Here is a 12,254-nt window from a genome sequence, read left to right as displayed (position 1 = left end):
GTCCCACCCTGCCCGTCCCGCCCCTGGCGTCGATTCTTCGGGCGGAGGGCTGAGGCATGCGGATCGCCACCTGGAACGTCAATTCGGTCAAGGCCCGGCTACCCAACGTGCTGGACTGGCTGCGCGCGGCCGACCCCGATGTCGCCGTGCTGCAGGAGATCAAATGCGAGACCGACGCATTTCCACGTTTCGAGTTCGAGGCGCTGGGCTACAACCTGCTGGTCCACGGCCAGAAGAGTTATAACGGCGTCGCCCTGCTGGCCAAGGCACCGATCGAGGACCCGCTCAAGGGCCTTCCCGGTGACGAGGTGGATGTGCAGGCGCGTTATGTCGAGGCCACGGTCCGCGGCGTCAGGGTCTGTGGCCTGTACCTGCCGAACGGCAACCCGGCCGGCACCGAGAAATACCCCTACAAGCTGGGCTGGATGGACCGGCTGACGCGCCGGGCCGAAACCCTGCTGGCCGCGGGCCAGCCCTTCATCATGGGCGGTGACTTCAACGTCATCCCGGAGGAGCGCGACGCCGCCGACCCGGCCGCCTGGGTGGGCGATGCCCTGTTCCTGCTGGAAACCCGCCGGCGCTTCCGGTCGCTGCTGCATCTCGGCCTGACTGATTCCTGGCGGGCCCTGAACCCGACCACCATCGGCTACAGCTTCTGGGACTATCAGAACCGCGCCTGGCAGGCCGACAACGGCATCCGCATCGACCATCTCCTGGCCAGCCCGGAGGTCGCCGACCGGCTCGAAGCCTGTGTCATCGACCGGGAGCCGCGCGGGCGCGACAAGGCTTCGGATCACACCCCTGTGATCGTCACCCTGGCGGACTAGGCGAACCGGCCCGGCGCCAAGAGTTCGTCATACGAATCCCCTAATGGCGATCGGCGAAGCCTGCCTATACTGCGCGCGGGCTCTGGGGCCCCGCCTTCGCCCGAAGGTTGCCGAGGGAGTCCACAAGCCAGTATGTCGCTCGTCGTCATCTTGGATGACCGGCCCACCAACCGGAACATCTTTTCCAAGCTCGCGGCCTCCCTGGAAAGCCAAGTGACGGTGCAGGCGTTCGGCGATCCGCTGGATGCGCTGGACTGGCTGACCGACCACACGCCCGACCTGGTGATCGCCGACTACAAGATGCCGCATCTCGACGGCGCCGAATTCACCCGCCGGCTGCGCGGCAAGCCGCATGTCGCCGACGTCCCGGTCATCGTCATCACCGCCTATGACGACCGCAGCTTCCGGCTGCGTGCGCTTGAAGCCGGAGCGACCGATTTCCTGCAAAGCCCGGTCGACCACCACGAATTCGTCACCCGGGCCCGCAACCTGCTGCGGCTGCGCCGGCAGCAGCAGCGGATCAAGCGCCGCGCCGCGACGCTGGAGCGCGAGCTGGAGCGCACCCGGCGCAGCCTGGAAGAGGTGCTGCGCAACAGCCGCGAGGCGCTGGCCCAGGTCATCGACACCCTGCCGGCGATGATCAGCGCCGCCGACCGCGACGGCCGCTGCGTCTTCGTCAACGCCTATCAGGCGGCGCTCAGCGGCTCCAGCCCCGCCGCCCTGGTCGGCGAGGATATCGTGGCCGTGTTCGGCCAGGATCGCGGCAAGCGCAGCCGGTTGCTCGACGAGCTGGTGTTCGCCTCGGGCGAGCCGCTGCCGAGCTTCGAGGAGGTGGTCGAGCGCGGCGGCGTGCGCCAGGTGTTCCTGACCAGCAAGGCGCCGCTGCGCGATGCCTCGAACCAGGTGGTCAGCGTGCTGACCACGGCGCTCGACATCACCGACCGCAAGCTGGCGGAAGAGCATCTGCACCACCTCGCCAACCACGATGCGCTGACCGACCTGCCCAACCGCACGCACCTGCTCAACCGGATCCGGCAGGTGATGATCGAGCAGGCCGGGACGGGTTTCGCCCTGCATTTCCTCGATCTCGACCGGTTTAAGTCGATCAACGACGCGCTGGGCCATCATTTCGGCGACCAGATCCTGCAGGAGGTGGCGCAGCGGCTGACCCAGGCGGCGCGGCCCGGCGACATCGTCGCCCGACTGGGCGGCGACGAATTCGCCATCCTGCAGACCGGGCTGGCCAATGGCGACGATGCAGCAGCAGCCGCGACGCGGCTGCTGGAGGAGATCGCCCGCCCCTATCTGCGCAACGACAGCAGTATCGCCTTGACCGCCAGCATCGGCATCACCCTGCATCCGCAGGACGGCGACGACCCGGACCAGTTGTTCCGCAACGCCGATCTCGCCATGTACCGCGCCAAGGCGGAGGGGCCAAGCGAGTACCGATTTTTCGCGAGCGAGCTGAACGCCAGCCTGCAGGATGCCGTCGTCCTCGAATCCGAATTGCGGACGGCGGTGGAGGCGGAGCAGTTCGTGCTGCACTATCAGCCCCAGATCGACCTCCACACCGGCCTGATCGTCGGCGCGGAAGCCCTGATGCGCTGGCAGCACCCGACCCGGGGCCTGTTGCTGCCCGGCCAGTTCCTGCAGCTGGCCGAAGAGAGTGGGCTGATCATCGCCATGAACACCTGGGCCCTGCGCGAAGCCTGCGTCCAGGCCCAGGCTTGGCGTGCGGACGGGCTGTCGCTGCGCGTCGGCGTCAACCTGACCTCGCTGCAGTTCCGCAAGCAGGACGTGTCGCAGCTGATCCGCCAGACCCTCGACGACACCGGCCTCGCCGCCGAAGCGCTGGAACTCGAGCTGACCGAAGGCGTGCTGATGCAGAACGCCGAATCCGCCGCGACCAAGATCCAGGAGCTGCGCGGCCTCGGCGTCCGCTTCGCCATCGATGATTTCGGCACGGGCTATTCGTCGCTCAGCTATCTCAAGACCTTCTCGGTCAACCGGCTGAAGATCGATCGCAGCTTCATCCGCAACCTGGAAGCCAGCCCAGGCGATGCGGCGATCGTCCGCGCCATCACCAATCTCGGCCATGATCTCGGCCTGGACGTGACGGCGGAAGGGGTAGAAACTGAAGAACAGCTAAAGACAATTCGCGCCGAAGGGTGCGACGAGGTTCAGGGATTTTATTTCGCCAAACCGATGCCGGACGGTCAGCTGCGGGAATTCGTCCGGGGCTGGTCGGCCGATGGACAGGTCTTGTGACTGATCATTTGAATTCAAGAAAAGCGGGACAAAAGCAGCCGCACGGAGAGACATCATCCGGGGCCGGGAGCCCCTGCGGGCGATGACGGCCGACCGACAACCGAAGGCATCGGCGTCCCTGGTCGCCCGGATCGCCCAGAGGCTCCGGACCCGGCCGGACACCGAACATGAGATGCGCGTCAACGGCCTCGCGTTCGGCGTGGCCATCCTGGTCTATTTCCTGGCCACCGGCGGTTACAACCCCGACGCGATCATCATTCTGGCCGTCTATATCCTGGTGAATATCGGGATCCTGATGCACATCGTCGCCTATCCCGCGGTCTGCCGCCCGCGCCGGGTCTTCGCCATGCTCGTCGATTTCAGCTCGATGTTCTGCGAGATGTATATCGGCGACGAAACGGCGGCCGTGCTGTTCCCAATCTATCTCTGGGTGATCTTCGGCAACGGCTTCCGCTTCGGCATCCCGTTCCTGGCCCTGGCCACCAGCTGCGGCCTGGTCTCGTTCGGCGCGGTGGTCGCGACCACGCCGTTCTGGTCCGGGCATATGAGCCTGTCGGCCGGGCTGCTGGGCGGCATGGTGCTGCTGCCGCTCTATGCCGGCACCCTGATCCGCAAGATCTCCACCGCCCGGCAGCAGGCCGAGGAGGCGAACCAGGCCAAGAGCCTGTTCCTGGCCAGCGTCAGCCATGAGCTGCGGACGCCGCTGACCGCGATCATCGGCATGGGTTCGGTCCTGCGCGACACCCGGCTGGACCCCGAACAGCGCGACATGACCGAAACGGTGGTGGCGGCCGGCCAGCGCCTGCTGGCGCTGATCAACGACATCCTGGATTTTTCCCGGATCGAAGCCGGCCAGATGCCGGTCCCTGCAGGCGATTTCGACCTGCCGGCGGTGCTGGCCGAGATGCGGGCGATGGTCCTGACCCAGGCGCAGGCCAAGGGGCTGCGCCTGGCCACCTATATCGGCCCGGGCGTGCCGGTCCGGCTGCGCGGCAGCGAACGCCATCTCAAGGACATCCTGCTCAACCTGGTCGGCAATGCGGTGAAGTTCACCGAGGCCGGCAGCATCCTGGTCGACGTCGCAGCCGAGCGTGATCTCGGCGACCGGCTGCGGCTGCGCTTCGAGGTCTCGGACACCGGCATCGGCATCGCACCGGAAGCCGCCGCCCACATCTTCGAGAGCTTCCGCCAGGCCGATGCGACCATCATGGACCGCTTCGGCGGCACCGGGCTGGGCCTGGCCATCTGCAAGCGGCTGGTCGGGCTGCTGGGCGGCGAAATCGGTGTCGAGAGCACCCCCGGCCTGGGCAGCACCTTCCGCTTTACCCTCGAATTCGGCCGCGCCGCGGAGATGGAAAGCCAGGCGCCGTTCGAAGCGGCGCCGCTGTTGCTGGTCTCCGGCGATGTCGCCCGACAGCAGCGGCTGAGCCGCCTGCTGGAGCCGATCGCACCGCGGATCCGCAGCTTCGAGTCCGTGGACGCCGCCCTTGCCCAGCCGTCGCCGCAATCCTCCGACAGCCTGGGCGCCGTCATGATCGTCGACCTGGACGTCCTGCCCGACCATCCGAACGACCGCCTGGAGGTCCTTGCCATGCTGCGATCCGCGCCGATGCTTCGCCCGATCCTGCTCGGGGATCCGGGGACGGAGCCGGCGCTGCCGCGGGCCGTGAAGGAAAGCTTTGCGACCGGCCTGCCGGCCGATGCCGACCGCTCGGCCGTCGTGGTGGCGCTGCGGATCGCCACCGCCGGACGGCGGCTGCCCGCCGCGCCGACCCAGGATGTGGTGCGGAGCGGCGGTGAGGCCCCGGCGCGGCGCAAGCTCACCATCCTGGTCGCCGACGACAACCGCATGAACCAGAAGGTGCTGCGCGAGATCCTGATCCGGGCCGGGCACGAGGTCCGGCTGGTGTCCAATGGCGAGGAGGCGCTCGACGCCCTCGATGAGGCCAGCTTCGACCTCGTCCTGATGGACATCAACATGCCCGTCATGAACGGCATTGAGGCGACCAAGCTCTACCGCTTCACCGCGCTCGACCGGCCCCATGTCCCGATCGTCGCGCTGACCGCCGACGCCACCGCCGGCGTCGCCGCGCGCTGCACCGAGGCCGGGATGGATGCCTGCCTGACCAAGCCGATCGAGCCGGAACCGCTGTTCGCGGCGATCGACGATATCCTGGGCGAACCACGCCCCGCGTCGGATGCGCGCCCGGCCGTCTTCGGCGGCAATGTCACGGCGCTGCCGCAGGCCGGCTCCTCGACGGTCGACATGCGCGTCCTTGACCGGCTCGAGGTGCTGGGCGGCAACGACTTCCTGGTCGAGCTGATCGACGATTTCCTGACCGATGTCGAGACGATCGCGGAGGAGCTGCGATCGGCGGCGCAAAAAGCGGATTCCCTGCAGTTCCGGACCAGCGCCCATGCCCTGCGCAGTGCCGCCGCCAATATCGGCGCGGCCGGCCTGGCCACGCTGTGTATCGAATGGCAAGGCATCGGCACGGCGGAGCTGATCGCGCGCCGGGACGGACACATCCGGCGGCTCGCGGCGGAACTCGAGCGTCTCAGGCCGGCCCTGCAACGGCGCCGCAGCGCCGCCGCTCGACCGGCCCAGAACGGTTGACCCCAAACGGATGGCGTGGCGGCGGCTGCCCCCTGGCCCGTCGCCTTGCCACCCCTTCGAATTCCGCCGCAGCCAGCCTCACTCCGCCGCAATCGGCATCACGGTGGCCCTCCGGCGGTCCTGGGCCGCGGTCAGCCGCGCCATCTTGCGGAGATCCGCCTCGCCGAGGCCGAGGCAGGCTTCCACCCAGATGTCGACCACGTCGCGCAGCTCGTCGAGCGGGATCGTGTTGACCCGCCGGCGCGCCTGGTACAGGGCGCGGTGCGCATTGTGCTTGCGCCCGTGCTCCGCCACATATTCGCGCACGGTCTCGGCGCCCCGGCCATCCTCGGCCAGGACATCGACGACGCCCATCTCATGCAGCTCCTCGGCAGTGTAGATGCGGCCGCTGGTGATCATCTTCTCGGTCGCCACCGCGCCGATCCGACGGGACAGGAAGCTGTAGGCGCCCATGCCCGGAAACAGGTTGAACAGGATTTCGGGCAGGCCCATCTTGGCACTGCGCTCGGCCACGATCATGTCGAGCGACAGGGCGCATTCGAAGCCGCCGCCCAGCGCGTCGCCCTGGACCAGCGCCATGGTGATGATGGGCGTGTCGAAGGCGACGTGGTTGCGGTGGATCGCCTCGATCGCGATATGGGCGTAGCGCCGCAGCGCCGCCCGGTTGCCCGCCCGGATCTTGTCGGCGAACAGGCCGAGATCGCCGCCCAGGCTGTAGATGCCCGGCAGGCCGGAGGCGAAGACGAAGTAGCGGATCGGCGCGTCTTCGTCGGCGCGTTCGGCGACCATGCGCTGGATCGAGCGCTGCATGTCGCTGATGTCGCTCAGCAGGTCCGGGGTGAAGCTCGGCCGCCCTTCCGGCCGCATGAAGCACCAATAGGTCTGGTCGGCGGGGTCGAGCTCGACGACCAGGTTGCGGTAGTGGCTGCGCGAAACCTCGATATGGGCCGGCTCGCGTGCACCCGAACCGACGGCCACGGCCGTTCGGTGCGAAGCAAAATGCGGGGAAATTTGCGGTGCCGCGGTGTTGCCGATATAGGGGGTCATGTCATGCTCCTTCGGTTGACGCCGACCGCTTCGAGCCTGATCGTTCAAGAGATGGGGGTCTTCTTCCGCGGCACGGCACAGCATTCTGTGCATTTCCATTTTTTTTGACTACCCGCGATCAATTAAAGGATTATTACCCGGTAAATTGGTTCTTATTTGAAGAAATATTGATTGAAATCTTCATATTGCATTCTGTCTTTATATGGAAATTTAATTATTCAAAATTGTAACAATCGTGACTCGAAAAGCCCTGTTTCCCAGGATTCCTGCCGGTTTGCGCGATCGGCCGACAGGTCGGACCATTCATCGCCAACCCGTCCCGATTTTTCACTGAAGCAGCGGAACGACCGACCTTTTACCGGCTCCAAACGCCGCTCCAAGGCCTCCAGCGGGCGAAGCGGCGTCATGACGGGGCTGCGCCGGCTGCAGGAGCCGCCCCTTGACGCGCCGCCCGGGCGCCGACACCGTGGCGCCCCATCGTGGTGCCGAGCCCCGACCATGACCACCGAAGCCCTGTTCGCCTTCGCCGTTGCACTCGCCATTGCCGCCGCCCTGCCCGGCCCCGGCATCGTCGGCATTGTCGCCCGCTCGCTCGGCTTCGGCTTCCGGGCGGCGCTGTTCATGGTGTTCGGGCTGATCCTGGGCGACCTCAGCTTCCTGATGGCGTCGCTGTTCGGCCTGGCGCTGCTGGCCCATCAGCTCGGCGAGCTGTTCATGGTGGTCAAGCTGGCCGGCGCCGCCTACCTGCTCTATCTCGGCTGGAAGCTGTGGCGCGCCCCGGCCAGGCCGGTCGGCACCGAGGCCGCAACCGGGCTGCGCGAGCCGCCGCTGCGCAGCCTGGCGTCGGGGCTGCTGCTGACGCTCGGCAATCCAAAGACCATGGTGTTCTACCTCGCCATCCTGCCGACGGTGATCGACACCCACGGTGTCACCCCGCTGGCGGCGGCGGAACTTGCGGCCGTGGCCGTGGTGGTGCTGCTGGCAGTGCTGAGCGTCTATGCCGCCGCGGCGGCGCGGGCCCGGCGCTTCTTCACCAGCAGCAAGGCGATGCAGCGGCTGAACCGCAGCACCGGCGTCATCATGATCGGCGCCGCGGCGGGTGTGGCGGCGAGCTGAGGCTTACGCCGCCACATCTCACGCCGCCTGCCGCACCGGCGGCAGCCGCCGCAGGCTGTCCTCGATGAAGCCGACCAGCGACGCCTTGATCTCGCGCCGGCCGGTGCCCTCGCCGAACACCGCCAGCTCAACCTCGCCCAGATCGGGGAAGCCCATCGCCGGGGTCAGCCGCTCCATCTCCTCCGGCATCGCGCTCTCGACCGTCACGGCCACGCCGAGTCCGGCCCGGGCCGCGGCGATCACGCCCATCACGCTTTCGCTGGTGTAGAGCACGCGCCACGCCTGCCCCTGCGCCTTCAGCGCTTCCAGCGTCCGGCTGCGGAACACGCAGGGCGGCGGCAGGGCGCAGAGTGGAACCGGCGCGCCGGGCACCAATTCCAGATCCGGCGATCGCAGCCAGGCCAGCTTTTCCCGATGGATCACCCGGCCCCGGGTGACGCCGTCGTCGCGCTTGGCGATGGCGAGGTCGAGCTCGTGCCGATCGAACGCCTCGATCAGCCCGCTGCTCATGCCGACCCGGACCTCGATATGCACCCGCGGGAACACCCGGGCGAAGCGCGACAGCACGCCCGGCAGATGCAGCGGCACGAAGTATTCGGCAATGCCGAGGCGGATTTCCCCTTCCGCCCCCGGCTCGGCGAAGCGCTGCACCGTCTCGTCGTTCAGCTCCAGCAGCCGGCGGGCATAGCCCAGCAGCAGCTCGCCGTCGCGAGTCAGGGCCAGCGACCGGCTGGTGCGCTCGAACAGCTGGCGGCCCAGCACGGCTTCCAGCCGCTTGATCTTGACGCTGACCGCGGATTGGGTGCGGCCCAGCCGGTTGCCGGCCGCGGTGAAGCCGCCGGCATCGACGATGGCGGCAAAGGCACGAAGCGCATCGATGTCGAGATCGGGGGTGCTCATGTCATCCATATGAAAACACGATCGCAAAAATCTCAACTATTCATTTATACGATTGATCCTGACCCTCCATCTTGAGCATTGAACCCTTCGGGAGACGAGGATCATGAAAGCCATCGGTTACATCGACAGCCTGCCAATCGAGGATGAACGGTCGCTGTTCGAGTTCGAGACCCCGACGCCTGCACCGGGCCCGCACGATTTGCTGGTGAAGATCGAGGCGGTGTCGATCAATCCGGTCGACACCAAGGTGCGGGTCCGCCGCCAGGGCAGCGCCGAGACGCCGGTCATCCTGGGCTGGGACGCCGCCGGCACCGTGACCGCGGTCGGCGATGCCGTGACCCTGTTCCGGCCGGGCGACGCGGTCTATTACGCCGGCAGCCTGACCCGCCCCGGCACCAATGCCGAGTTCGGCCTGGTCGATGAGCGCATCGCCGGCCGCAAGCCGGACAGCCTGTCCTTCGCCCAGGCCGCCGCCCTGCCGCTGACCGCGATCACGGCCTGGGAAGCGCTGTTCGACCGCTTCCGCCTGCCGGTCGGCAAGGCGCCGACCGATGACGCGATCCTGATCATCGGCGCCGCCGGCGGTGTCGGCTCGATCGCGGTGCAGCTGGCCCGCCGCCTGACGAACCTGACCGTGATCGGCACCGCCTCGCGCCCCGAGAGCCAGGCATGGGTCACCGAGCTGGGCGCCGACGCCGTCATCGACCACACCAGGAAACTGTCGGAGGAGCTGGCGCGGATCGGCCGGCCGCAGGTGCGCTATATCCTATCGCTGAACCAGACCGACCGGCATTGGGACGAGATCGCGGCGTCGCTGGCGCCGCAGGGCGAGATCTGCTTCATCGACGACCCCGAGGGTCTCGACATCATGAAGATCAAGGGCAAGGCCGGCGCCGTGCATATCGAGTTCATGTTCGCCCGGTCGATGCACCAGACGCCGGACATGATCCAGCAGCACAAGCTGCTGACCGAGGTCGGCGCGCTGGTCGATGCCGGGCTGATCAAGACCACACTGGGCGAGGTCGTCGGCCCGATCACCGCCGCCAATCTACGCCGGGCGCATGCGATGGTCGAAGGCGGCCGCACAGTAGGCAAGCTGGTGCTGGCCGGGTTCTAAAGCCCGGCGGTAAGGCTGCGCCGCAGCCTTACCTGCCCGCCCCGGTCAGTGCCCGGTGAACAGGCCGTTGATCTCCGGATACGGCATGGCGCCGTCGGCCAGTGGGGCGGAGTGCCCGGTCTGCAGGAAGCCGCGTGCCAGCACGGCCGCCTGCCCCCACAGGGCCTGGGAGATGCCAGAGCCGGCGCTGAGCCGCCGCACGCCGAGCGCCGCCAGCTCGGCCGCCGCCGGCAGGGCCGGCCGGGCCATGACGTTGAGCGGCAGGCCGGCCTCGGCCGCCACGGCCCGGATACCGGCCGGATCGGTCAACCCCGGCACGAAGATTCCGTCCGCCCCGGCCGCACGATACCGCGCGGCTCGGGCCAGCACTTCCGCGACCTGGCCGCCTTCTGGCGCCAGCCCGCGCAGATAGACATCGGTCCGCGCATTGACGAACAGGTCGACGCCTCGGCTGGCGACCGCCTGCTTGATCCGTTCGATCTTGGCGCAGAGCACGTCGGGCGGCGCCGCCCCGTCCTCGATGTTGATGCCGACGGCGCCGGCATCAACCAAGGCAGCAACGGCCTCACCGACGCCGGCCGGGTCTTCGGCATAGCCACCTTCGGCATCAACCGTCAGGGGCACGCGGATCACCCGGGCGATGGCGGTGACGGTTTCGACCAGCCGTGCCAATGGCAGGGCGTCGCCGTCAGGATAGCCAAGGGCCCAGGCCACGCCGGCGCTGGTCGTCGCCACGGCCTTGGCGCCGAGGCTCTCGATCAGCCGGGCGCTGCCGGCATCCCAGGCATTGGCCAGCAGCAGCGGCTGCGGCCCCTGGTGCAGGTGCCGGAAGGTGGCGGCATGATCGGTCTGTGCGGTCATCGCTATCTCCGTTTCGACAGAAGGGCTCGCGCCAAGACAGCCTGTCTACCCCGCGCCGAATGGCCTGCGCTTTCGAAAACTTTAGGCCGTGAACGGCAGCTCGGGCGCCCGGGACCCGGTCTCATGGGCCAGCAGCCAGCGCTTGCGGTGCACCCCGCCGCCATAGCCGGTCAGCGATCCGTTCGAGCCGATGACGCGATGGCAGGGTACCACCACGCCGATCGGGTTGGCGCCGTTGGCGAGGCCGACGGCGCGGACGGCGGCGGGCCGGCCGATACGCTGCGCCATGGTGCCGTAGGAGATCGTCTCGCCGCACGGGATCCGCCGCAGTTCCTGCCACACGGTGCGCTGGAATTCGGTGCCCGCCATCGCCACCGGCAGGTCGTCGATCGCCGACAGGTCGCCGTCGAAATAGGCGTGCAGCGCGTCGGACAGGCCGCCCGGATTCGGCGTCGGCACCAGATCGCAGCCATCGGCGCCGTAATCCAGCCGCAGCCGCCGCACGATCCGGTCCTCATGGTCGGTCCATTCGGTCAGGCGCAGCTGCCCCGCCTCATCCGCCGCCACGATCAGCTCGCCGATCGGCGTCTGCAGCCGGTCGACCAGGAGGCGCGTGAGCTCAGCCATGGAGAGTCCTTTCGACGACGGGCCCCACCGCGGCATCGGCGGCCCAGAGATGCTGCGCGGCATAGGCGCGCCACGGGCGCCAGGGCTCGGCGCGGCTGACGAGGGCCGCCGGGCTTGGCCGCAGCCCGTCCTGCCCGGCGGCGCTGCGCAGCAGGCCGACATCGCTGGCGGGAAAGGCGTCGGTCTCGCGGATCGCCCGCAGCGCGATGTACTGCGCCGTCCATTCGCCGATGCCGTGGATGGCGCGCAGCCGGGCAACGGTGTCCTCGATCGTCGCCAGCGGCTGGAACAGCAGCGGGTCGGCCAGCGCCGCCTGGGCCAGGGCCGTGAGCGTCGCCTTGTGCGAACCGGGCATGCCCAGCGGCGCCAGGTCGGCGGCGGCGACCTGCGCCGCGGTCGGGAAGGCCAGGGCCAGCGCCGCATCGCCGCCCTGCTCCGCCGGGACCGGTGAGCCGCACAGCCGGACCAGTTGGCCGGCCAGGCGCCGCCCCGCCTCGACCGTGACCTGCTGGCCGAGCACGGCGCGCACCGCCAGCTCGAACCCATCCCAGCCGCCCGGTGCCCGCAGCCCCGGCCGTTCGGCGACCAGCGGCGCCAGCAGCGGGTCGCGCGCCAGATGGGCGCCGATGATGGCAACGTCAGCGCCAAGGTCGAACACCCGGCGGATGCGGGTGACGATCGCCGGCAGGGCCTGGACGCTGGGGAAGCGGATGGTGGCGGTCAGGCTGTCCCGCTCCGGCAGGATGCCGATCTCGACCGTGCCGACCCGGCCGTCATGCAGCACGGTCCGGCGATAGGTCTCACCCACCACCTGCTCCACCCCGTCCACCGCCCGGGTGCGGAGGAAGCCCAGCATCGCCGGCCAGTCATAGGG

Annotated in this window: 10 protein-coding genes; 5 read left to right on the top strand and 5 right to left on the bottom strand. The window is 68.5% G+C overall.

Annotation, left to right across the window (positions count from 1 at the left end):
• Nucleotides 1–56: 56 nt before the first annotated feature.
• The 3 genes from xth (at nt 57) to AC3XYG_RS04145 (ending at nt 5,712) form a co-directional block, all read left to right on the top strand.
• A complete protein-coding gene (gene xth, locus AC3XYG_RS04155) occupies nt 57–827 on the top strand; it encodes an exodeoxyribonuclease III (protein WP_489138548.1) in 771 nt (256 codons plus the stop codon).
• 132 nt (nt 828–959) lie between these two features.
• Nucleotides 960–3,095 carry a GGDEF/EAL domain-containing response regulator gene (locus tag AC3XYG_RS04150; RefSeq protein ID WP_489138547.1) on the top strand — a complete coding sequence of 712 codons (2,136 nt, stop codon included), beginning with the start codon at nt 960–962 and terminating at the stop codon, nt 3,093–3,095.
• Nucleotides 3,096–3,177: 82 nt separating this feature from the next.
• A complete protein-coding gene (locus AC3XYG_RS04145; RefSeq protein WP_489138546.1) occupies nt 3,178–5,712 on the top strand; it encodes an ATP-binding protein in 2,535 nt (844 codons plus the stop codon).
• 78 nt (nt 5,713–5,790) lie between these two features.
• Here the strand turns inward: AC3XYG_RS04145 and AC3XYG_RS04140 are convergent, their stop codons facing one another.
• Entirely contained in the window at nt 5,791–6,759 is a 969-nt protein-coding gene (locus tag AC3XYG_RS04140) for a crotonase/enoyl-CoA hydratase family protein (RefSeq protein WP_489138545.1), read from the bottom strand.
• 498 nt (nt 6,760–7,257) lie between these two features.
• Here AC3XYG_RS04140 and AC3XYG_RS04135 point away from each other — a divergent pair, with 498 nt between their 5' ends.
• Nucleotides 7,258–7,875: a LysE family translocator gene (locus tag AC3XYG_RS04135; protein ID WP_489138544.1), complete on the top strand. Its 618-nt coding sequence runs from the start codon at nt 7,258–7,260 to the stop codon at nt 7,873–7,875.
• An 18-nt stretch (nt 7,876–7,893) separates the two neighbouring features.
• On the opposite strand, the gene AC3XYG_RS04130 is transcribed toward AC3XYG_RS04135, so the two are convergent.
• Entirely contained in the window at nt 7,894–8,775 is an 882-nt protein-coding gene (locus AC3XYG_RS04130) for a LysR substrate-binding domain-containing protein (protein WP_489138543.1), read from the bottom strand.
• 103 nt (nt 8,776–8,878) lie between these two features.
• On the opposite strand from AC3XYG_RS04130, the gene AC3XYG_RS04125 reads away from it, so the two are divergent.
• Nucleotides 8,879–9,892 (top strand): zinc-binding alcohol dehydrogenase family protein, encoded by a 1,014-nt coding sequence (locus AC3XYG_RS04125; RefSeq protein ID WP_489138542.1) that lies wholly within the window; start codon nt 8,879–8,881, stop codon nt 9,890–9,892.
• 45 nt (nt 9,893–9,937) lie between these two features.
• On the opposite strand, the gene AC3XYG_RS04120 is transcribed toward AC3XYG_RS04125, so the two are convergent.
• The 3 genes from AC3XYG_RS04120 to AC3XYG_RS04110 all read right to left on the bottom strand — a co-directional run.
• Nucleotides 9,938–10,753, bottom strand: coding sequence for an isocitrate lyase/PEP mutase family protein (locus tag AC3XYG_RS04120; RefSeq protein ID WP_489138541.1), 816 nt, complete (start codon nt 10,751–10,753; stop codon nt 9,938–9,940).
• A gap of 81 nt (nt 10,754–10,834) precedes the next feature.
• Nucleotides 10,835–11,380, bottom strand: a complete 546-nt coding sequence (gene ogt, locus AC3XYG_RS04115) for a methylated-DNA--[protein]-cysteine S-methyltransferase (RefSeq protein WP_489138540.1) — start codon at nt 11,378–11,380, stop codon at nt 10,835–10,837.
• Nucleotides 11,373–12,254: DNA-3-methyladenine glycosylase family protein (locus tag AC3XYG_RS04110; RefSeq protein WP_489138539.1), on the bottom strand; the 882-nt coding region annotated here is incomplete at its 5' end. The genes AC3XYG_RS04110 and ogt, both read right to left, overlap by 8 nt.

Source organism: Inquilinus sp. (assembly GCF_057815775.1).
Note: the sequence above shows the minus strand (reverse complement) of the source record. Positions and strands in the feature narration are given on the sequence as shown.

What these genes read in the sequence shown, in the direction of transcription:
- AC3XYG_RS04120 (WP_489138541.1), bottom strand. Translation starts at nt 10,753, where the DNA reads ATGACCGCACAGACCGATCATGCCGCCACCTTCCGGCACCTGCACCAG.
- AC3XYG_RS04145 (WP_489138546.1), top strand. Translation starts at nt 3,178, where the DNA reads ATGACGGCCGACCGACAACCGAAGGCATCGGCGTCCCTGGTCGCCCGG.
- AC3XYG_RS04135 (WP_489138544.1), top strand. Translation starts at nt 7,258, where the DNA reads ATGACCACCGAAGCCCTGTTCGCCTTCGCCGTTGCACTCGCCATTGCC.
- AC3XYG_RS04130 (WP_489138543.1), bottom strand. Translation starts at nt 8,775, where the DNA reads ATGAGCACCCCCGATCTCGACATCGATGCGCTTCGTGCCTTTGCCGCC.
- AC3XYG_RS04150 (WP_489138547.1), top strand. Translation starts at nt 960, where the DNA reads ATGTCGCTCGTCGTCATCTTGGATGACCGGCCCACCAACCGGAACATC.
- AC3XYG_RS04140 (WP_489138545.1), bottom strand. Translation starts at nt 6,759, where the DNA reads ATGACCCCCTATATCGGCAACACCGCGGCACCGCAAATTTCCCCGCAT.
- ogt (WP_489138540.1), bottom strand. Translation starts at nt 11,380, where the DNA reads ATGGCTGAGCTCACGCGCCTCCTGGTCGACCGGCTGCAGACGCCGATC.
- xth (WP_489138548.1), top strand. Translation starts at nt 57, where the DNA reads ATGCGGATCGCCACCTGGAACGTCAATTCGGTCAAGGCCCGGCTACCC.
- AC3XYG_RS04125 (WP_489138542.1), top strand. Translation starts at nt 8,879, where the DNA reads ATGAAAGCCATCGGTTACATCGACAGCCTGCCAATCGAGGATGAACGG.